The following is an 18,907-nucleotide window of genomic DNA, read 5'->3' as shown; positions in this document are numbered from 1 at the left end:
GCCCCTCGGACGGGGTCAGTCGGTGATGTCGGGCTCGAAGAAACTCCAGCGTACATCGCGGAACTCGGCCTTGAAGTCGGCCTCGACGATGTTGATCGCTTCGACCATGGCCCGCGCGGTGGGCGAGGGGCTCATGCGGGCCTTGATCGCCACCATCACCTCGTTGCCCATCTGCAGCGTGAGCAGGTTGTAGACGGTGTCGATTTCCGGGCGGGCCTCGAGGAAGGCCATCATCTGCACGCGGCGCTTCGGCTCCACGCCCTGGCCGATCAGCAGCGCCTTGACCTCGCGCGCCACCGCCACCGCCACCACGATCAGCAGCACGCCGATGGCGATGGTGCCGATGGCGTCGAACATGAGGTTACCGGTGAGCATGGTGAGCAGCACGGCGAGCAGCGCAAAGCACAGCCCCACCAGCGCCGCCAGGTCCTCGCCGAAGATCACCAGCAATTCGCTGGCGCGGGTTTCGCGAAACCACTGCCACAGCGGCTGGTCGCCGCGGGCCTTGTTCACTTCCTGCATGCAGCCATGCATGGAAATGCCTTCGGTGACGATCGAGAAAGCCAGCACGCCGATTGCCAGCCACGCCCATTTGAGCGGCTCGGGATGGGTCAACTTGTGCACGCCCTCGTACACCGAGAACATGCCGCCGACGCTGAAAAGCAGGATCGCCACCAGGAACGACCAGAAATACAACGCACGGCCCCAGCCGAGCGGATAGTCCGCCGACGGGGGGCGCTTGGCCTGGCGCATGCCCAGCAGAAGCAGGCCCTGGTTGCCGCAGTCGGCCAGGGAATGGACCGCCTCGGCCAGCATGGCCCCGGAACCGGTGAAGATGGCCGCTACGAGCTTGGCGACGAAGATGGCGAAATTGGCTCCGAGCGCGAGAAAGATCGCGCGCTTCGAATCGGCGTGTCCCGACATGTGATCCCTGTTCCCGATGGGTAATCGAAGGATCTTACCGTAGGATGCCCACGCCCACGCCGAAACTCACGTTCGGATGGCCGCCGGACATTTCCTTGGCCGTCCATACGTGCGACTGGTTCACCGTCACCAGCGGGAAGGTGTAGGACGCCTGGCCCACGTTGGATGCGCGCGTGCCGTTGAGCCGTCCGGATACCGTGACCAGCCCGCCCGCCGGGTAATCCAGGCTTTCGACATAACCGGGCATGGCGGCGATGAAGCGGCCGTTGCCGGTGTCGTTGGCCTGCGGCCGCTGCGAGCGGTCCAGCGGGTAGGCGAGGATCTCGATCTCGCTGTGGTCGGCGAAGTTGCTGACCTTGACGATGCGTCCACCCCAGATGACGTCGGCGCTGCCGTAGCGTTCCGGCTCCCGGGCCACCTGGGACGGCGGCACGGCGGCGTTGTTGGGGGTCGGCTTGTAGATCGGTGCCGGGGCGCAGGCGGAAAGGGCGGCGGCGAGCAGGAAAGCGGCGGCGGTGGAACGAACGGTCTGGGGGCGCATGGGTCGGCTCCTGGCGTGTGCCCCCAATCTACCGCCGGCGGACTGAACGTGGCGACTGCGGCGCGTGGGCTACGTCTTCATCCTTGCCTTCCTCGACCAGCCAGGTCAGGCGGTATTCGGACTGGCCGGCGGTGCCCAGGAGTTTCGGCAGCAGCTTGAGGGAATCGCGCAGGGCGTCATCCAGCTTCCACGGCGCGTTCACGATGGCGATGCCCGTGCCGTTCAAACGCAGCGGGGAATCGTCCGGACGCAGCAGCAGCTCGGCCACCAGCACGCGCCGGGCACCGCACTTGGTCAGCCAGCGGTGGAACGGCTGGACATGGCTGCGCAGCTTGATCGGATACCAGACGGCGTAGACGCCGGTGGGCCATTTTTCCAGCGCGGCTTTCAGCGTCTTCTCGATCAACCGGAACTCGGCTTCCTGCGCCTCGAACGGGGGATCGATAAGGACCAGGCCGCGTTTTTCCTTCGGCGGAACGAACGCCTTCATGGCTTCGTAGCCGTCGCGCTCGTGCACGTGGATGCGCTTGTCGTGATGGAACAGCTGGCGCAGGGCGCTGGACTCGTCGTTGCGCAGGTCCACCATCTGGGCGGAATCCGTCTCACGCATGAGGTGCGCGGCGATCCACGGCGAGCCCGGGTAGTAACGCAGCGTATCGCTACCCTCGTTGCAGGCCCGGACGATCTCGAGGTACTTCCACAGCAGGGGCGGCAGCCCGCTGGCGGTCTTGAGGATGCCGAAGCCTTCGTCCGCCTCGGCCGTCTTGCGTGCCTCGTTGCCCTGAAGGTCGTAGCGGCCGCCGCCGGCGTGGGTGTCGATGTAGCAGAACGGCGAGGCCTTCTGCTTCAAGGCATCGATGAGGGCCACGAGCACCATGTGCTTGAGGACATCGGCAAAATTGCCGGCATGGTAAGCGTGACGGTAGTTCATAAGGGGAGTATACCGGCCGAAGGCCGGTATACCGTAGGAGCGCACGATGTGCGCGACATGTGTTGAGGCCACAGCCCGGAGCTGGCGCGCAAACCTGGGGACTGGCGCGAGAAGATGTCGCGCACATGCGTGCGCTCCTACAGTAGCGGTTGCGGTTGCGGTTGCGGTTGCGGTTGCGGTTGAGGTCGGGGTTGAGGTCGCGGCCACACCCCACACCCCACACCCCTCAGTACGCGAACGTCACCCGCTTCTTCGCCGCATCGCCTTGCTCGATCCGGTCCAGCACGCCGATGGCGAAATCCGCCGTGGAAATTTTGCTGTGCCCGCCGGCATCGACCAGCAACTGCTCGCCGCCGACGCGGAAGCTGCCCTTCCGCTCACCGGGCGCGATCTCGGCGGCGGGGCTGATATAGGTCCAGTCCACGTCCGCCGTGCTGGCGCGGAAGGCCTTCAGCGCCTCGATCTGCGCGTTCGCGGATGTCTTCCACGCTTCGGGGAAATGCGGATCGTCGATGACGCGCACGCCGGGCGCCGCTTCCAGGCTGCCGGCGCCGCCGACCCAGGCGAAGCGCTTCACGTGTGCCGCGGCCAGCGCGTCGAGCAGGGTGGTGGCCTGGCGGGGGACGTTGGCGGGATCGGCGTGGTCGTTGAGGCTGGCGATGGCGGCATCGGCGCCGCCGAGGGACGGAGCGAACGAGGCCGGCGCGGCCACGTCGCCCTTCACCACGTGAAGCTTCGGATGCTTCGTAGCGAGCTTCGACGGGTCGCGGACCACCGCCGTGACATCATGGCCGCGGGCCAGGGCCTCATCGAGGATGACGTTGCCGATATTGCCGGTGGCGCCGAACAGAACGATCTTCATGGGTAAACCTCGGGTTCGGTGGGTAGGAGCACAGCATGCGCCGCGTATCGTTACGAAAAAACCACTCCATACGCGATTCATCGTAAAGTTATACTTTACGATCTGGACCAAGCCGCATGGCCATCGATATCAACCTCAACCGTTTAGGCGTCTTCGTCGCCCTGGTTCGTGCCGGCTCGTTCACGGCCGCCGCCGAGCAACTGGGCACGACCAAGGCGATGGTCAGCCAGCACCTGGCCCGCCTGGAGGCCGAGCTTGGCGTGCAGCTGCTGGTGCGCAGCACCCGCCGCATGGCGCTGACCGACGCGGGCGAGCGTTTCCACGAGGATTGCGCGCGCGTGCTGGCGGAGGCGGAAGCCGCGATCGCCCGCCTGGGCGAATGTCGAGACACCCCGATGGGCACGCTTCGCATCAGCGCCGCGAACGACCACGGCATCAACGTGGTGGCGCCGGCGCTGGCCGCCTATGCCGAGCGCTACCCGCAGGTTCGTGTGGAACTGGTGGTTACCGACACTGTGACCGACCTGATCGCCGAGCGCTTCGACCTGGCCGTCCGCCTGGGCTGGCTGCGCGACTCCAGCCTGCGCGCGACGAAGCTCTCGAGTTTCCGGCAATGCCTGGTGGCATCCCCGGCCTATCTCGCCCGCCATGGCATACCCACTGTGCCCGAGGATCTGTCCACACACCGCTGGATCGCGGTCACCGTGCTCGCCTCGCCGACCCGCTGGGTGTTCAAGGATCCGAACGCCGCGGACTGCGTGGTGCAGACCCGCGCCGTCGCCAGCGCGAACAGCGCCACGGCGGCGTACCGCTTCGTGCTCGAAGGCCTGGGCCTCTCGGTGCTGCCCGACTACATCGTGGAGGCCGAACTGAAAGCGGGCGGCCTGGTGGCCCTGCTGCCTGACTACACCTTGCCCGAGGGCGGGGTGCATGCCGTTTATCCGGGCAACCAACCGCCGGTGAAGGTGCGGGCGTTTATCGACCTGCTCAAGGAACGTCTGGCCTGAATGCGCCGCGCCGCGTGGCGCGCCTGCCGCTCACGTGACCTGGCTACCCAGCCGAAGGTTGATCCCCAGCTTGGCCGCCAGCTGGCGCATGTTCTCGTCATCGCGCGAGGACGTGATCCAGCCGGCGTAGACGTCGTCGTCCTCCGCTTCGCGGGCCCACAACGTGTAACCGTACTGGTTGAGCTGGTCGAAGGCGCGGCTGAAGATCTCCGGCCCGTCGATGTCCTCGTGGAAGTCGTCCTCGCTGGGGTCGCCGTCCCAGTCGATGGTGACGTCGCTCCAGCGCGAGACCAGCTCGGCGATCGCATCCACCAGCGTGCGGGTATCGTCGGCGTCCACTTCGAAACTGGACTGCCAGTCGGTGACCTGCGCCACGACACGGATGGGATCGTCGTCGCCCTGGTCCTCGATTTCCGCGCGGTAGACGGTGAACTGGCGAAGCGCGTTTTCCTCGTCGCCCGGGTTGATCAGCAGCAACAGCTGCCACACCTGCGACTCGACCGTCTCCTCGCCTTCTTCGTCGTCGAACTCGCGTTCTTCGGGGTAATCGTCGTCGTAGCTCATGGGGAAGGGCCTGTGGAGAACTGGCGAAATCATCGCACGATGCGCGTCAAAGCGTCGCAGTCCTTGAAATGGACGTCCAATCGACCGGGTTGACATCGGGTCGCTGCGGTGCAACAAATGGCACCCGGCCCTATCCAGGCGACACCCGCTCACCGTGAACGCACACACCTGCCACGCACCTGCCTTTCCGTCGATGTCAGCGGCCACGCCGCGATGTCCGGTCGGCGCTGCGTGTCGTTCGTGTCGACGGGCCTGAGCGACTGACGCCACGCGTTGCGCGTGTCCTGCGGGTCCGCCGCAGGTAACGATATTTCGACTCTTGTCCGGCCATGCCGGCTGCCGCTGCCTTTGCCGCGGTGTCGTGTCGCCGTTCCCGGCTATCCGGCGCCTCAGGTGCCGATCCTTCATCGTTTCCAGGGGAAAGTCCCAACCATGTCGCCTTCGACCCATCGTCGTCACCCGTTGTTCCTCGCGCTGGCCCTCGTGCTCGGCGCCACGTCCGCCCATGCCCAGGAGGCCGCCCCGGCGGACAAGGCGGAATCGGCAAAACCGAGCCAGCTGGATACCGTGATCGTCACCGGCACCCGCAGCACCGAGCGCACCGTATCCAGCTCGTTGCAGGCGATCGACGTGATCACCCCGCAGCAGTTGCAGCAGACCGGCGCCACCCAGCTCACAGCCGCGCTGGCGCGCCTGGTGCCGTCGCTCAATTTTCCGCAGCCGACCACGATCAGCGGTGCCGAAGTGGCCCGTCCCGTGACCTTGCGCGGTCTCAGCCCAGACCAGGTGCTGGTGCTGATCGACGGCAAGCGCCAGCACGCCGGTGCCTTCCTCAACCTGGGCGGCGCGATCGGACGCGGTTCGAACCCCGTGGACCTCAACGCCATCCCCGTCTCGGCGGTGGAGCGCATCGAGGTGCTGCGTGACGGGCAGTCGGCGCGCTACGGCTCCGATGCCATCGGTGGCGTGATCAACGTGATCCTGAAGAAGTCCGGCACGGGCGGGCAGGTGACCGCCAAGTTCGGCGGCTACGACGCGGGCGATGGCCTCCAGCGCCAGCTGAGCGCGGACACCGGATTCAAGCTGGGCGACAAGGGGTCGATCCATGTCGCCATCGACACGCAGAACAACGATGGCACCAACCGCGCCGGCCTGGATCGCACGGCCGCCTCGGTCGGCACCACCTACGGGAAGAAGGTGTACTGGCTGGGCGAACCCGCCGTGCAGTCGAACAAGGTGTCGCTGGTGGGACAGTACGCCTTCAGCAAGGCGGCCGAGGTGTATGTCGAAGCGCTTTACCGGCGCGATCGCGACGAGACCGCCAGCCTCTATCGCCACCGTGGCGAATCGACCAACGTCGCGTCGATCTATCCGCAGGGCTACCTGCCGGTGAACGTGCCCATCGTCAACGACACCACGCTGACCGCCGGCGTGCGTGGCGAATTCGACAGCGGCTGGCATTACGACGCGTCGGTCAGCCATGGGTCGAACGAATACGACCAGCGCAGCCATGCGATCAACGCGGACTACTACCGCGCGTTCGGCAGCACGCCGTTCTTCATCCAGGGCGCCGATTACAAGACCAACCAGCAGGTGGCCAACCTCGACATCGGCAAGGAATTCAGCCCCTCGTGGCTGCCCAACCCGGTCAGCGTGTCGTTCGGTGCGGAATACCTGCGCCAGGGCTACAAGGTGAAGCCGGGCGACGCCGTGTCGCAGTACGGCGCCAACGGCGGCATTACCGGCGACCTGCAAGGCAACTGGCAGCGCCACGACACGTCCGTGTACGTGGACCTGGACACCAACCTGACCGACCGTTTCGCGGTGTCGCTGGCCGGCCGCCATGAGCAGTACAGCGACTTCGGCGGCACCACGTCCGGTGCGTTGTCCGGTCGGTTCGACTTCACCCCGCGCGTGGCCCTTCGCGGCAGCGTCGGCACCGGGTTCCGCGCGCCCACGCTGGTGCAGCAGCACTACGCGGATATTTCCTCGCAGTTGCAGGACCTCGGCCAGGGCCAGGTGCTGGTGCAGTCCGGCACGTTCCCCGTGGATTCCGCGGCGGCCGGCCTGCTCGGCGCGGTGAAACTCAAGCCGGAGAAGTCGCGCAGCGCCACGCTGGGCCTGGTGCTGGAACCGCTGGACGGCTGGAACGTCAGTGCGGATGCCTACTGGATCAAGATCGCCAACCGGATCAACCTGTCGTCCAACATTCCGGTCAACACGCCGGCCGTCAACGCCTACCTGGCCGCCAACGGCGTGGACGCGAATTACCAGTCGATCCGTTATTTCACCAATGCGGTGAACACACGCACGCGCGGGCTCGACATCGTCAGCCAATACGGTTTCGATTTTGCCAACGGCGATCGCCTCAACACCACCGTGGGCTGGGCATACAACGAGAACGAGGTGACGCGGGTGAAGCCGAACCCGGCGGTCCTCGACGAACTGGGGGTGGCGGTGCAGCGTGTGGAGCGCCGCGAGCGACTGGGGCTGCTGGGCGATACCAATCCGCGGACCAAGCTCGATGTCGGCTTCGACTACCTGCACAGCCGCTGGGCGGCACACGCCAACGTGCAGCGCTACGGCAGCTACACCGTCTACAGCAACAGCGGCCCGGCGCTGGACCAGGACTTCGACCATCGCTGGACGCTCGACGTATCGGCCGACTACAACCTCGACCGCTGGACGTTCACCGCGGGCGCGGACAACGCGTTCAATGCGCGGCCGGAGCAGGTGAAGTACGCCAACTCCACGAGCGGCAACTTCAAGTACAGCCTGTTCTCGCCGTTGAGCTGGAACGGCCGTTACTACTACGCCAGCGTGACCTACCGGTGGGATTGATGTCGATGCGTGCCTTTCTGCTTGCCTTGTCGCTGACCGTCACCGCGGCGGACGCCACGCCGGCCGCGGACGCACCGCTGGCCGGTTTCACCCCCGCATCGTCCGCTGCCGAACGCGAGACGGAGCATCGCGTGGACGCCGCGCTGGCCGGCGCCGACCTGGACGGCTGGCTGCGCCGACTCACCTCGGCGCCCAACCACGTGGGCTCGCCGCACAACGACGAGAACGCCCGCTTCATCGCCGACAGCCTGCGTCAGTGGGGCTGGGACGTAACGGTGGAGTCCACCCGTGTGCTCGTCGCCTATCCCACGGTGCAGAAGCTTGCCCTGCTGGACGGCGACGGCTACGCGGCGGACTTCACCGAGCCGGCGGTGGCCGGCGATGCCGACACCGCGCGGCGTGACGGCGTGCTGCCGGGCATGGAGGCGTACAGTCCCGACGGCGCGGTGGATGCGCCGATGATCTACGTCAACGAGGGACTGGCGAAGGACTATGCCGACCTGGCCCGCACGGGCCAGTCCGTCGTGGGCAAGGTGGTGCTGGTGAAGTCCAGCGGCGCCGGTCGCTGGGTCAAGCCCCGGCTTGCCCAGCAGCATGGCGCGGTGGGCGTGGTCATCTATTCCGATCCGCAGGCCGACGGCTTCACCAAGGGCGAGGTCTATCCCACCGGCGCATGGCGTACGCCGCGCACCGTGCAGCGCGGCACGCTGGGCATCGACAGCGTGCTGGATGCCGCCAGTGCGAAGACGATCCAGGCGGCCAGGCATACCGACGACCTGTCGATCCCGGTGGTGACCATCGGTTACGGCGATGCCGAGCATTTCCTGCGCGCGCTGGGCGGTCGCGTCGTGCCGAACCGCTGGCAGGGTGGACTGCCGCTGACGTATCACATCGGTGGCGAGGCACGTGTCCATCTGGAAGTCCGTTCGCCGTGGGAGTGGCGCACGCTACATAACGTCATCGCCACACTCCGCGGCAGCCGCTACCCGGACGAGTGGGTGATCCGTGGCGTGCACCACGACGCCTGGGTCTACGGGGCCTGGGACCCGCTGGCGGGCACCACGGCGCTGCTGGCCGAAGCGAAAGCCATCGGTGAGCTGGCCAAGGCGGGGGTTCGACCCAAGCGCACCCTTGTCTTCGCCAGCTGGGACGGCGAGGAACTGGGCATCCTGGGCTCGCGTGCCTGGACGGAGCGCCATGCCGCGGAACTGGCGAAAAAGGCGGTGTTCTACCTCAACAACGACACCACCGGCCGCGGCCTGCTCGCCGCCCAGGGCGACCCGTCGATCGGTGCACTGGTGGACGGCGTCGCCGCCGACCTGAGCGATCCGGAGACGGGAGCGAGCGTACAGGCACGCCGTCTGGCCAAGCGTGCCGTGGACGCCGACGAGAAGGGCAGGGAGGTACCTGCTGGCCCGGTCGTCCTGCCTCGGCTGGGCACCGGTTCCGATTACCTGGCCTTCGCCCATCGACTCGGCGTTCCCTCGCTGCATGTTCGTTACGGATACGACCGCGACGGCGACGAGGAAAGCGTGCCGGTCTACCACTCGCTCTACGACACGTATGCGCACTACCAGCGCTTTGGCGACCCCGGCCTGGCCTATGTCGGCCTGCTGGCAAAAACCAATGCACGCCTGGCCCTGCGTGTCGCCAATGCCGACGTGCTGCCCTGGCGGTTCACCGTCTTCGCGCAGGCGCTGGGTCGGGATATCGATAGGGTGCAGGCCGGCGCGACGAAAGCGCGCGACGAAGCGCAGCGGCATAACGCGCTGCTGGCGGATGGGTCCTACCGCCTCGCGGAGGTGGCCTATCGTCAGTGGCAGCCGCCGGCACGGGTGGACGACGCATGGCAGCCGGTGGGCCTGGACGCCTTGCGTGCGGCGCAGCGTGACCTGCTGGCAGCGGCGACCGCTTACGACGCAGCGGCCGACGCCAGCGGGGACATCCCGCCCGCGGACGCCGTCCGGATCAATCGTCACCTGCGCGAGGTCGGCGACGCCTACCTGCAGGCCGATGGCCTGCCGCAGCGGCGCGCTTACCGCAACCTGTTGCAGGCGCCCGGCCGCAAGGAGGGGGAAGACGTGGCACCCCTGCCGGGAATCGGCGATGCGATCGAAGCGAAAGCGTGGGACGAAGCGCGCGACGAGGCGGCGTTGACCGTGGAAGCGACACGCAAGGCGACCCAGGCCTTGCAGCGAGCGACCGTCTTGTTGGCGGGGCGGAAACCGTAGTGCCACGTCGCCGGAGGGGTGGCAGTCGCGCCCCTCCGGTGCATCGGGCATGCACTCGGCTATAGTCCGCCGCACTCTCAAGGCGGATGCAGGCATGAACGACACCTCGCAAAAACACGGGTCGCATCGCAAGAAGGTGTGGGCGCCCATTCGTTACGCGCATGCCCGCCCGCGCCTGCTGGTCGGTGCGGCCGCCGCCGTGGTCGCTGCGGTGGTGCTGGAATTCAGCGGACTGCCGCGTTCGCTGCCGTTGCTGATCGGTTTCGATATCGGTGCCGTCGTGTACTTCGTGCTGCTGTTACGCATCTTCGTCGGCGCCAACCCGGCCACGATGCGCCGGCAGGCCTCGCAGCAGGACACCGGGCGCTGGACCACCCTGCTCAGTGGCGTCGTGCTGTCCGCCGTGGTGCTGGGCGCGGTCACCACCGAGCTGAACTCCAGCGACAAGGGCGGCGTGATGGCGATCGCCGTGGCGGCAAGCACGATCATCCTGGCGTGGACGTTCATGAACACGCTGTTCTCGCTGCACTATGCGCACGGTTACTACGGCGAATTCGGCGAGCCGCACAAGGGCCTGGAATTTCCCGGCGACGAAGAACCCGATTACTGGGATTTCGCTTATTTCGCCTTCACCATCGGCATGACCTTCCAGGTCTCCGACGTGCAGATCACCACGCGCTACCTGCGCCGTGTGGGCCTGATGCACAGTGCTATCGCGTTTTTCTTCAACGTTTTCATCATCGCGATCAGCGTGAACGTGGCGGCGGGCAAGGCCTGAGTTTTGGGATTGGACGTTTGGTTCGGGCTCGCCTTCGGCATCGCGTTGGGGCTTGGAGCTTGGAGCGTCGCGGCGTTCGAGCAAGAGCCGGCGGTTAGCCCCCTCGGTGCCACGCCTGCGGCGACCCGCTAAGGAAGGGCCGCTTGCGCGGCCGTCTATCTATTGCCCTACGGGCCGGGTCGGGCTTCGAACGGAGGTTTCCGATTCGACCTCCTGTCTCAGCGGAAACGGCCGGCCGTCCTGGCCGGCCCCCTTCGGGCTTTTTCCGTTCGAAGCCCTCGCCTGCGGCTACCGGCCCCGAGGGGGCTACCCGCCGGCTCTTGTCGACACTGAGGTGGGTTGTTGGGCGAGCAGCGAGTGGCGGTGAACGAGCAGAGGTAGGGTACGGCGTCAGCGCTTTGTTGGCTGTTCGCGCACATCGTGCGCTCCTACCCCCAAGGGTAGGCAGGTTGTGGCATGCCCAACGCCTAATCCGCCGGCTGTGTAGGAGCAACTGTCTTTTTCAGGCCTCTACCGTGCCGTGCCATTGAGTCTGATCGCGGGCCATGGCGTTGAGGGTGATGAGCAGTTTGCGCATGCAGGCCACGATGGCCACCTTCGGAGGCTTGCCTCGCGCTTTAAGGGCCTGATAGTGGGCTCTCAGAGGTGACTGGGTGCTGCGGATGGCGGCGAGTGCGGCCATGTAAAGGATGCGCCGCACGAAGGGCCGGCCGGCCATGATCTGGCGGGGGCCGTCCCGCCGCCCGCTCTGCTTGGTGTACGGCGCGACGCCGACCAGCGCGCTGATCTGCCGATTGCCGCGTTGGCCCAGCTCCGGTAGGAAGGCCAGCAGCGTGGCGACGGCGATCTTGCCCAGGCCAGGCACCTGGAGCAGTTGCTCAGCAAGCGGCGCATCGGCGGCTTTGGCGGCTTCCGCCATGAGCCCTTCGAGTGCCTTGATCTCCGCGGTCAGCAGGGCGCCTACCCGCTCTAGCGCCCCTTGGACGACCATCGACTCGCACCGTTTGATCCGGCGGCGGTTGTCGTCGCGCTGCCGGATCAACTGATCCCGGCCCTTCACCAGGCCGCGCAGATGGCGTTGCGCCGGCGTTGGCGGCTTATAGGGCTGCGGCGTGATGGTCTGGGCCATGTGGGCCAAGGCCCTGGCGTCGGCCTTGTCGGTCTTGGCAAACTTGCCCAGGCTACGCACGAAAGCGGTGCCACGATGCGAGGCAATCCGGGTCACCGTATAGATCTGGGCGATGGCATCCAGAATCAGGTTCTCGTAGCCACCGGTGGCCTCCAGGACCACGTGTTGCACGTCCAGCCTGGCCATGACGCGAAGCAGTTTCTTCGCACCGGCTGGGCTGTTGTCGAACTGCTCACAGGCGCCGGTTTGTTCACCGGCACGGAAGAAAGCCACGTCAAGCGTCTTGCTGCTGACGTCGATACCGAGGTAAAAAGTCATCGTCTCGTTCCAGCTAGGGCGGGATAGAGAGCACTTTCCACGGGCCCACGCTTGTGATGTTCGAGCCGTTAACTCGGGCAACTGTTCGGGCTTGGTGGAAAGAAGGGAGTGTGGCGGCCCGGGCTCCTACACGTGCTCAAGGCACCGCGCACAATCGGCCTGCCACACTCCGCTCTCGACTTCGAATCTACCCCATCGAAAAGACACAAGCGCACGCATGTGCGCGAACCCTCAATGTATCTAAGGCGACCGATGCCATGCGCATCAGGCAGGCGAGCGTTCCCAGCAACGAAGCGAAGCCCAGCTCTTCGCTCTCCCCACACGCAACCTCAGTCTTGGAAAGAGCCGGCGGGTGCCACCCTCGTGGCCGGTAGCCGCAGGCGAGGGATTCGCACAGATCAGGCCCGAAGGGGGCCGGCCCGGATGGCCGGCCGTTTTCGCGAGACAGGGATGTCGAGTCGAAAACCCCTGTGCGAAGCCCGACCCGGCCCGAAGGGCAATCAATACATGGCCGCGCAGCGGCTTTCATTGACGGGTCGCCGCAGGCGTGGCCACGAGGGTGGCACCCGCCGGCTCTTGCCGCCGCTAACCCTCCCGATATCCTCAACTGACCATTTTTCTTATTGACGCGGCGCCGCAAACGCGGTGTCCTTCCCTCGGCCGTCCATACGGCCAGGCCCGCATCGGGCCGGGAACTGGGGGTAACCAATGAAAACCAAGATGTTGGCAGGGGCGACCGCCGTCGCCGTGGCATGGGTGCTGGCCGTCGCGCCGCTGACCGCGCGTGCGGCGCCGGAGACGCCGCCGGACTCGATTTGTGCGGTGCTCGACGGCGCGGCGCGCTATCTCAACACCACCGTGACCGTGCGCGGCATCGCCAGCAGCGAGGGCAAGGTCACCACGCTGTCGGACGCGCAGTGCAAGGGCGCCGTGGCGCTGGCGATGGACGAGAAGGCGATGGGCAAGCGGGATGTCTCATCGTTCCGGCGGGCCGTCGCCGCCAAGGGTACGCGGGCCGACGCCACCGTGTTCGGTCGCTTCAAGGCCACCGGCGATACCCGGCAGCCTTATGCGATCGACGTCTACAGCGTGCGTGACGTCAACGAACTGCGGGTCGCCGAGGGCGGTTGATCAGCCGATGACACGCGCCAGGTAGGGAGCCGTGCGGCTGGCGCTTTCGGCAGCCACGGTGCGGGGTGGGCCGCTGGCGACGACGCGTCCGCCCTCGCTGCCGGCTCCGGGACCCACGTCGATCACCCAGTCGGCACCCGCGACGACGCGCATTTCGTGTTCGACCACGACGACGGTGTTGCCCGCATCGACCAGGCCCTGCAGCTGTGCGACCAGTTTGTCCACATCCGACGGATGCAGGCCGGTGGTCGGTTCGTCCAGCACGTAGAAGTTGCTGCCGCGCTGCGAACGCTGCAGTTCGGTGGCCAGCTTGATCCGTTGCGCTTCGCCGCCGGAAAGCTCGGTGGCCGGCTGGCCGAGGCGCAGGTAACCCAGGCCGATGTCGTAGAGCAGCATGAGCGGCCTCTTCACGGCCGGCTCGTCGGCGAAGAACTCGCAGGCTTCCTCCACCGTGAGTTGCAACACTTCGGCGATATTCCTGTCGTTCCAGCGGATGGCGAGCGTGGCCTCGTTGTAGCGTGCGCCGTGGCAGGTGGGGCAGGGCGCGTAGACGCTGGGCATGAACAGCAGTTCGACGCTGACGAAGCCTTCGCCGTCGCAGGTGTCGCAGCGGCCCTTGGCCACGTTGAACGAAAAACGCCCCGCATCGTAGCGCTTCGCCGTGGCCGCTCGCGTGGCCGCGAACAGCTTGCGCACGTGGTCGAACAGCCCGGTATAGGTGGCCAGGTTGGAGCGCGGTGTGCGTCCGATCGGCTTCTGGTCGACCTGGACCAGGCGGGTGATGGGGTCCGCGCCCTTGTGGATGCGACCGCCGGTTTTCGTGACGATGCCGGGCGTGGCGTCGTCGGACTCGTCGTCGATGGTCGCGGGCTCGTGGCCCAGGTGGTCGCCGAGCAATTCGACCAGGGCCTGGCTGACCAGACTGGACTTGCCCGATCCGGAGATGCCCGTCACGGCGGTGAACAGTCCCAGGGGAAAGGCGACATCCAGTGCACGGAGGTTGTTGCGGGTGATGCCTTTCAGTTCCAGCCAGCGGGAAGGCATGCGCGGCGGGCGTTCGCTCGGCCGCGTCGTCCCGAACAGGTAGGGCGCGGTGCGCGACAGCGCCACATCGGCCAGGCCCGCCGGCGGGCCGCTGTAGAGGACCCGGCCGCCGTGCTCGCCGGCATCGGGACCGACATCGACCAGCCAGTCGGCGCGGCGCATCACGTCCAGGTCGTGTTCGACGACGAAAAGGGTGTTGCCCGATCGCTTCAGTTGTTCCAGCGCGGACAGCAGCGCCTCGCCGTCGGCCGGATGCAGCCCGGCGGAGGGTTCGTCGAGTACGTAGACAACGCCGAACAGATTGGAGCGGATCTGCGTGGCCAGGCGCAGGCGCTGCAATTCGCCCGGCGACAAGGTCGGGCTGGCGCGGTCCATCGACAGGTAGCCCAGGCCCAGTGACTGCAACGTACCCGCGCGAACCAGCAGGTCCTGCGCGATGCGCTGCGCGGCGATGCGTTTCTCCGGCGAGAGGTGCGAGGTGCGGCGCACGTCCGACGAGCCCTGGTGCGCGGCGCCACCGCCGGCCACGCGCTTCGCGTCGGCGCGCTTGCCTGCGGCGCGGCTGCGCGTGCTCGTGCTTGAGTCGTCTTCGAAGCGGCCTTCGGCGATGGGCCGCAGCGTGTCCACCAGCGCATCGAACGACAGCGCGGAGAAACTGCCGATGTCCAGGCCGGCGAAGGTCACCGACAGCGACTCGCGCTTGAGGCGCTTGCCGTCGCACAGCGGGCACAGGCTGCCGATCATGTAGCGCGACACGCGTTTTTTCATCAACGGGCTTTGCGTGCTCGCGAATGTGTGCAGCACGTAGCGACGCGCGCCCATGTACGTGCCCATGTAACTCGGCTCGGTCTTGCGCTTGAGCGCGGCACGCGTTTCGGCGGGGGTGAAGCCGGCGTACACCGGCACCGTCGGCGTCTCCTCGGTGAACAGTATCCAGTCGCGCTGCTTCTTCGGCAGGTCCTTCCACGGGATGTCCACGTCGTAGCCCAGCGTGACCAGGATGTCGCGCAGGTTCTGCCCATGCCAGGCCGGTGGCCACGATGCGATGGCCCGCTCGCGGATGGTGAGGGTGGGGTCGGGCACCATCGAGGCCTCGGTCACCTCGTAGACGCGCCCCAGTCCATGGCAATGCGGGCAGGCGCCCTGCGGCGTGTTCGGCGAGAAGTCCTCGGCGAACAGCATCGGCTGGTCCGGCGGGTACGAGCCGGCGCGCGAATACAACATCCGCACCAGGCTGGATAACGTGGTGACGCTACCCACCGATGAGCGCGTGCCCGGCGTGCCGCGTTGCTGTTGCAGCGCCACTGCCGGCGGCAGCCCTTCGATGTCGTCGACATCGGGAACGCCCACCTGGTCGATGAGTCGCCGCGCGTAGGGGGCCACGGATTCGAAATAGCGCCGCTGCGCTTCGGCGTAAAGGGTGCCGAAGGCGAGCGATGACTTACCGGAACCCGACACGCCGGAGAACACCACCAGGGCGTCGCGCGGAATGTCGACGTCGATGTTTTTCAGGTTGTGTTCGCGTGCGCCGCGGACGCGGACGAAGCCGCGGGTGTCGGTGGGCGTGGGGACGGTAGCGGGAATGGTAGGCGGGGCGTTGCGTCGGGTCATGCCCGCATTATCGCCACCGGATCATCTGCCGTGACGTGAAATTGCGTGTTGTCGCTTGGAGGTAGGGGGGTGTGGGGGCGTGTTTGCGTGTGTTTGGTCGCGGGAGCGAATCGCGGGAGTGGATCGCGGACATCGTCCGCTCCAACAGGTACACGTTGCGCCGATTACTTTTGTAGGAGCCCACGATGTGGGCGATCCAGACAACCTCAGCGCCGACGGGCAACCACACGTACGCGCTGCATACGCCGCTGCTGCATCAGGTTGAACCAGAGCAGCGTTTCCGTGACCACGCCTGCGCCGACGAGCAGCAGCGTTCCGGTGACCGATCCGGCGACATACGACACGACGGCCAGGGCCAACCATGCGGCGAGGATGAGGTGGCGCTGGCTCATGGTGTTTTCTCCTGCGTGCTGCACGACACCGGGACCCGGGCGCGGCCTGAAACGATCCTCGGCTAGGCAAGAGGTGGTGTCAATCGCCCGTATGTCAAGGTTCCGTGGACGATTCAGCCTCGGTAGCGCAGCGCGTCCACCAGCAGGGTGAGGGCCGGCGCGGTCTGTCGACGGTTGGGGTAATAGAGATGGTAACCGGCGAAGGGCTCGCACCAGTTCTCCAGCACACGCACCAGTTGGCCGGCTTCGACATGCGGCGAGACCACGTCCTCGGGCACCCACGCCAGGCCCAGGCCGGCCTGGGCCGCGCGGACGATCGCATTCATGCCGTCGAGGATCAACTGGCCCTCCACCCGCACCTTCACTTCGCGACCGTCCTTCTCGAAGTCCCAGGCGTACAGGCTGCCGTAGGTGGGCAGGCGCAGGTTGATGCAGTTGTGCCCGGTCAGGTCCTGCGGCGTGCGCGGAAGCGTGCGCCGCTCGAAATAACCGGGCGTGGCGACCACGGCCATGCGCATGGGTGGGCCCACCGGTACGGCGATCATGTCCCTGGCCAGGTGCTCGCCCAGGCGGATGCCGATGTCGTAGCGCTCGGCCACGATGTCCACCAGCCCGTAATCGACGCTCAGCTCGACATGGATGTCCGGGTACTGCGGCAGGAACCGTTCCAGCGCGGGCATGACGATGGATTGCGCGGCATGCTCCGCGGTGGTGATGCGCAGGTTGCCTGCCGGACGTTCGCGCAGTTCGCCCAGGGCCTCGATTTCCGCCTCGATCTCGTCGAAGCGCGGCCCCACGCTGCCGATCAGGCGTTCGCCCGCCTCGGTAGGCGAGACGCTGCGCGTGGTGCGTGTGAGCAGGCGCACGCCCAGGCGTGCTTCCAGTCCGCGGATGGTGTGGCTCAGCGCCGATTGCGAGGTGCCGAGTTTCGCCGCGGCCCGCGTGAAGCTGCGCTCGCGGGCCACGGCGAGGAAGGCCATCATGTCGTAGATGTCTTTACGCACGCGTTGCGATGCCCCGATGGGAATGCCCGGGATCGTAGCACCCGGGCCTCCGCGCTCGTGGCGGTTTCAACGCCCGATCATGGCCTGCAGGTGCGGCGGATAGCGTCCGCCTTCGATGTCGATGGCGGCGGCCGCCTTTTCGATCCCGGTCAGCTCGTCGGCATCGAGCGACACGGCTTCCGCGCCGATGTTCTCTTTCAGTCGATGCAGCTTGGTGGTTCCCGGGATGGGCACGATCCATGGCTTGCGTGCCAGCAGCCAGGCCAGCGCGATCTGCGCCGGCGTCATGCCCTTGCCGTCGGCGATGCCGCGGATCATCCCGACCAGGGCCTCGTTGGCCGCCATCGCCTCGGGAGCGAAGCGCGGCAGCGCCTTGCGGAAGTCGTCGTCGCCGAGCTTCGTATCCTTGTTCATGGCGCCGGTGAGGAAGCCCTTGCCCAGGGGGCTATAAGCGACCAGGCCGATACCGAGTTCCCCGCATGCATCGAGGATGCCGTTGGTTTCCACATCCCGCGTCCACAGCGAATATTCGTTCTGCAGCGCGGCCACCGGCTGCACGGCATGCGCGCGGCGCAGTGTCTGCACCCCCGGCTCGGACATGCCGAAGTGCTTCACCTTGCCTTCCTGGATCAGGTCCCGGACCGTGCCGGCGACATCCTCGATCGGCACGGCGGGATCGACGCGGTGCTGGTAGAGCAGGTCGATCTGCTCGATACCCAATCGCGAGAGCGAACCCTCGGCCGCCTTGCGAATGGACTCCGGACGGCTGTCCAGGCCCGATTGCTTGCCGGCCTCGAAGGCGAAGCCGAACTTGGTGGCGATGACCACGCGTTCGCGAACGGAGGCGAGCGCCTTGCCGACGATCGCCTCGTTGGTGAACGGGCCATAGACTTCCGCGGTGTCGAAGAAAGTCACGCCGAGGTCCACGGCGTCGCGGATGAGCTGCACGGCCGCGGCCGTGTCCAGGGCATGGCCGTAGCCGAAATTCAGGCCCATGCAGCCGAAGCCGAGTGCCGACACCTCGAGGCCGCTGTTACCGAGAATCCGTGTGTGCATGGCAAATCTCCGGGGATGAGGGAAGACAGGTCACCATGCTAGCCACCCTTCACCCAGCGATTAAGCGGGGTAACACGCTTGGTCCTATGTCTTGGATTCATCAATGGGCGGGGTGACATCGCCACGTTCGCCGCGATCGGAGCGCCCGGAGAGGTTGGGCGAGGCCAGTGGATCGTCGTGGTAGACACCGTCGCTGCCGGCGTCCAGTACCCGTTGCAGCTTACGCTCGGTGTCGCGCCGTGACCCGGGCGAGGGCGCGGGACCGCCGCGCAGTTGACCGGCCAGTTCGGGCTCCACGCCGTGCGACAGCAGCGTGCGCACGCGGGTCGGCAGCGGTGCCTCCAGGCTGGGCGGGGGCGTGCCCCGGGGCACCGTGTGTCCCGTACCCCATTGCGTGGCGGCGCGGGCACGACGATCGTCTTCCAGTGGCTGGAAGCTGCCCAGCACAGGCCGTCCCGCGGATTCGGGCTTGAGCACGGCGATCCGCGTATACGGACCGCGGCCGGAACGGGGAGGCATCGATGGCATGGTGGCGTCTCCGGC

Annotated in this window: 16 protein-coding genes; 5 read left to right on the top strand and 11 right to left on the bottom strand. The window is 66.8% G+C overall.

Going from position 1 to position 18,907, the window contains the following annotated elements; translation table 11 throughout:
- Positions 1 to 15: 15 nt before the first annotated feature.
- The 4 genes from AB8808_RS14405 to AB8808_RS14390 all read right to left on the bottom strand — a co-directional run bounded on the left by AB8808_RS14405 (position 16) and on the right by AB8808_RS14390 (position 3,258).
- A complete protein-coding gene (locus tag AB8808_RS14405; protein ID WP_369930354.1) occupies positions 16 to 924 on the bottom strand; it encodes a cation diffusion facilitator family transporter in 909 nt (302 codons plus the stop codon).
- A 34-nt stretch (positions 925 to 958) separates the two neighbouring features.
- Positions 959 to 1,465: a Slp family lipoprotein gene (locus tag AB8808_RS14400; RefSeq protein ID WP_369930353.1), complete on the bottom strand. Its 507-nt coding sequence runs from the start codon at positions 1,463 to 1,465 to the stop codon at positions 959 to 961.
- 28 nt (positions 1,466 to 1,493) lie between these two features.
- The gene (locus AB8808_RS14395) at positions 1,494 to 2,396 is read right to left on the bottom strand and encodes a 23S rRNA (adenine(2030)-N(6))-methyltransferase RlmJ (RefSeq protein WP_369930352.1); all 903 of its coding nucleotides are present in this window, start codon (positions 2,394 to 2,396) and stop codon (positions 1,494 to 1,496) included.
- A 226-nt stretch (positions 2,397 to 2,622) separates the two neighbouring features.
- On the bottom strand, positions 2,623 to 3,258 hold the full coding sequence (locus AB8808_RS14390) for an NAD(P)-dependent oxidoreductase (RefSeq protein WP_369930351.1): 636 nt from the start codon (positions 3,256 to 3,258) through the stop codon (positions 2,623 to 2,625).
- 116 nt (positions 3,259 to 3,374) lie between these two features.
- Here AB8808_RS14390 and AB8808_RS14385 point away from each other — a divergent pair, with 116 nt between their 5' ends.
- Positions 3,375 to 4,265 (top strand): LysR family transcriptional regulator, encoded by an 891-nt coding sequence (locus AB8808_RS14385; RefSeq protein WP_369930350.1) that lies wholly within the window; start codon positions 3,375 to 3,377, stop codon positions 4,263 to 4,265.
- A 30-nt stretch (positions 4,266 to 4,295) separates the two neighbouring features.
- Here AB8808_RS14385 and AB8808_RS14380 read toward each other — a convergent pair whose 3' ends face one another.
- Positions 4,296 to 4,829 (bottom strand): DUF6630 family protein, encoded by a 534-nt coding sequence (locus AB8808_RS14380; RefSeq protein ID WP_036140648.1) that lies wholly within the window; start codon positions 4,827 to 4,829, stop codon positions 4,296 to 4,298.
- A gap of 432 nt (positions 4,830 to 5,261) precedes the next feature.
- Here AB8808_RS14380 and AB8808_RS14375 point away from each other — a divergent pair, with 432 nt between their 5' ends.
- From AB8808_RS14375 to AB8808_RS14365, 3 genes are all read left to right on the top strand, one after another.
- A complete protein-coding gene (locus AB8808_RS14375) occupies positions 5,262 to 7,670 on the top strand; it encodes a TonB-dependent receptor plug domain-containing protein (protein ID WP_369930349.1) in 2,409 nt (802 codons plus the stop codon).
- A 5-nt stretch (positions 7,671 to 7,675) separates the two neighbouring features.
- Positions 7,676 to 9,901 (top strand): M28 family peptidase, encoded by a 2,226-nt coding sequence (locus AB8808_RS14370; protein ID WP_369930348.1) that lies wholly within the window; start codon positions 7,676 to 7,678, stop codon positions 9,899 to 9,901.
- A 94-nt stretch (positions 9,902 to 9,995) separates the two neighbouring features.
- A complete protein-coding gene (locus AB8808_RS14365) occupies positions 9,996 to 10,679 on the top strand; it encodes a DUF1345 domain-containing protein (protein WP_369930347.1) in 684 nt (227 codons plus the stop codon).
- 502 nt (positions 10,680 to 11,181) lie between these two features.
- Here AB8808_RS14365 and AB8808_RS14360 read toward each other — a convergent pair.
- Positions 11,182 to 12,126: an IS110 family RNA-guided transposase gene (locus AB8808_RS14360; RefSeq protein WP_369925716.1), complete on the bottom strand. Its 945-nt coding sequence runs from the start codon at positions 12,124 to 12,126 to the stop codon at positions 11,182 to 11,184.
- Between the two features lie 708 nt (positions 12,127 to 12,834).
- On the opposite strand from AB8808_RS14360, the gene AB8808_RS14355 reads away from it, so the two are divergent.
- Positions 12,835 to 13,257: a hypothetical protein gene (locus tag AB8808_RS14355; protein WP_369930346.1), complete on the top strand. Its 423-nt coding sequence runs from the start codon at positions 12,835 to 12,837 to the stop codon at positions 13,255 to 13,257.
- Here AB8808_RS14355 and AB8808_RS14350 read toward each other — a convergent pair whose 3' ends face one another.
- The 5 genes from AB8808_RS14350 to AB8808_RS14330 all read right to left on the bottom strand — a co-directional run bounded on the left by AB8808_RS14350 (position 13,258) and on the right by AB8808_RS14330 (position 18,892).
- Positions 13,258 to 15,912, bottom strand: coding sequence for an excinuclease ABC subunit UvrA (locus tag AB8808_RS14350; RefSeq protein ID WP_369930345.1), 2,655 nt, complete (start codon positions 15,910 to 15,912; stop codon positions 13,258 to 13,260).
- A 206-nt stretch (positions 15,913 to 16,118) separates the two neighbouring features.
- Complete coding sequence (locus AB8808_RS14345; protein WP_369930344.1) at positions 16,119 to 16,304, bottom strand: hypothetical protein; 186 nt, start codon at positions 16,302 to 16,304, stop codon at positions 16,119 to 16,121.
- Between the two features lie 113 nt (positions 16,305 to 16,417).
- Positions 16,418 to 17,287, bottom strand: a complete 870-nt coding sequence (locus AB8808_RS14340; protein ID WP_369931266.1) for a LysR family transcriptional regulator — start codon at positions 17,285 to 17,287, stop codon at positions 16,418 to 16,420.
- 87 nt (positions 17,288 to 17,374) lie between these two features.
- Positions 17,375 to 18,364 carry an aldo/keto reductase gene (locus AB8808_RS14335; protein ID WP_369930343.1) on the bottom strand — a complete coding sequence of 330 codons (990 nt, stop codon included), beginning with the start codon at positions 18,362 to 18,364 and terminating at the stop codon, positions 17,375 to 17,377.
- 84 nt (positions 18,365 to 18,448) lie between these two features.
- Positions 18,449 to 18,892: a hypothetical protein gene (locus tag AB8808_RS14330; RefSeq protein WP_369930342.1), complete on the bottom strand. Its 444-nt coding sequence runs from the start codon at positions 18,890 to 18,892 to the stop codon at positions 18,449 to 18,451.
- Positions 18,893 to 18,907 lie beyond the last annotated feature (15 nt).

The sequence above is a fragment of the Xanthomonas sp. NCPPB 2632 genome (genome assembly GCF_041228075.2).
Taxonomy (GTDB): domain Bacteria; phylum Pseudomonadota; class Gammaproteobacteria; order Xanthomonadales; family Rhodanobacteraceae; genus Luteibacter.
The sequence above is the reverse complement of the archived record's forward strand: the minus strand, read 5'-3'. Positions and strand labels throughout refer to the sequence as shown.

What these genes read in the sequence shown, in the direction of transcription:
- AB8808_RS14405 (WP_369930354.1), bottom strand. Translation starts at nt 924, where the DNA reads ATGTCGGGACACGCCGATTCGAAGCGCGCGATCTTTCTCGCGCTCGGA.
- AB8808_RS14400 (WP_369930353.1), bottom strand. Translation starts at nt 1,465, where the DNA reads ATGCGCCCCCAGACCGTTCGTTCCACCGCCGCCGCTTTCCTGCTCGCC.
- AB8808_RS14395 (WP_369930352.1), bottom strand. Translation starts at nt 2,396, where the DNA reads ATGAACTACCGTCACGCTTACCATGCCGGCAATTTTGCCGATGTCCTC.
- AB8808_RS14390 (WP_369930351.1), bottom strand. Translation starts at nt 3,258, where the DNA reads ATGAAGATCGTTCTGTTCGGCGCCACCGGCAATATCGGCAACGTCATC.
- AB8808_RS14385 (WP_369930350.1), top strand. Translation starts at nt 3,375, where the DNA reads ATGGCCATCGATATCAACCTCAACCGTTTAGGCGTCTTCGTCGCCCTG.
- AB8808_RS14380 (WP_036140648.1), bottom strand. Translation starts at nt 4,829, where the DNA reads ATGAGCTACGACGACGATTACCCCGAAGAACGCGAGTTCGACGACGAA.
- AB8808_RS14375 (WP_369930349.1), top strand. Translation starts at nt 5,262, where the DNA reads ATGTCGCCTTCGACCCATCGTCGTCACCCGTTGTTCCTCGCGCTGGCC.
- AB8808_RS14370 (WP_369930348.1), top strand. Translation starts at nt 7,676, where the DNA reads ATGCGTGCCTTTCTGCTTGCCTTGTCGCTGACCGTCACCGCGGCGGAC.
- AB8808_RS14365 (WP_369930347.1), top strand. Translation starts at nt 9,996, where the DNA reads ATGAACGACACCTCGCAAAAACACGGGTCGCATCGCAAGAAGGTGTGG.
- AB8808_RS14360 (WP_369925716.1), bottom strand. Translation starts at nt 12,126, where the DNA reads ATGACTTTTTACCTCGGTATCGACGTCAGCAGCAAGACGCTTGACGTG.
- AB8808_RS14355 (WP_369930346.1), top strand. Translation starts at nt 12,835, where the DNA reads ATGAAAACCAAGATGTTGGCAGGGGCGACCGCCGTCGCCGTGGCATGG.
- AB8808_RS14350 (WP_369930345.1), bottom strand. Translation starts at nt 15,912, where the DNA reads ATGACCCGACGCAACGCCCCGCCTACCATTCCCGCTACCGTCCCCACG.
- AB8808_RS14345 (WP_369930344.1), bottom strand. Translation starts at nt 16,304, where the DNA reads ATGAGCCAGCGCCACCTCATCCTCGCCGCATGGTTGGCCCTGGCCGTC.
- AB8808_RS14340 (WP_369931266.1), bottom strand. Translation starts at nt 17,287, where the DNA reads ATGATGGCCTTCCTCGCCGTGGCCCGCGAGCGCAGCTTCACGCGGGCC.
- AB8808_RS14335 (WP_369930343.1), bottom strand. Translation starts at nt 18,364, where the DNA reads ATGCACACACGGATTCTCGGTAACAGCGGCCTCGAGGTGTCGGCACTC.
- AB8808_RS14330 (WP_369930342.1), bottom strand. Translation starts at nt 18,892, where the DNA reads ATGCCATCGATGCCTCCCCGTTCCGGCCGCGGTCCGTATACGCGGATC.